The following is a 402-nucleotide window of genomic DNA, read 5'->3' as shown; positions in this document are numbered from 1 at the left end:
GCCGCCACGCGCTCCGGTGTGCACGCCTCGTGGAAGGGGTGCACCGAGTGCGAGGACACCAGCGGGCTCAGCGCGTACGCCTGCAGGGCCCAGGGCTTGTCCGGGTCGATGAGGAAGCCCCGGCGCAGCGTGGGCGCCACCGCCGCCAGCCGGAAGAGGCACAGCGGGTTGAAGCTGGACACCACCACCCGGCCCGCCAGGTCGCGCTCGCGCAACAGCCGCGCCACGCCCGCCGCCAGGCCGCCGTCGTCGAAGCGGTCGCACTTCAGCTCGATGTTGACCAGGAAGTGCTCCGGCAGCGCGTCCAGCACCTCCTCCAGCAGCGGGATGCGCGCGGGGGCGAAGCCCAGGGGCGTGCCCACGTCCGCGCGGGAGAGCTTCCACCAGGGCGTGGTGCGCACC

At 74.1% G+C, this 402-nt stretch carries 1 protein-coding gene; it reads right to left on the bottom strand.

The genetic code is table 11. The features are described from left to right. A partial coding sequence (locus HUA75_RS46085; RefSeq protein ID WP_371746351.1) for a glycerophosphodiester phosphodiesterase occupies positions 1-402 on the bottom strand: 402 nt, incomplete at both ends.

The sequence above is a fragment of the Myxococcus sp. CA040A genome, assembly GCF_013336725.1.
GTDB classification, from domain to species: Bacteria; Myxococcota; Myxococcia; order Myxococcales; family Myxococcaceae; genus Myxococcus; species Myxococcus llanfairpwllgwyngyllgogerychwyrndrobwllllantysiliogogogochensis.
The sequence above is the reverse complement of the archived record's forward strand: the minus strand, read 5'-3'. Positions and strand labels throughout refer to the sequence as shown.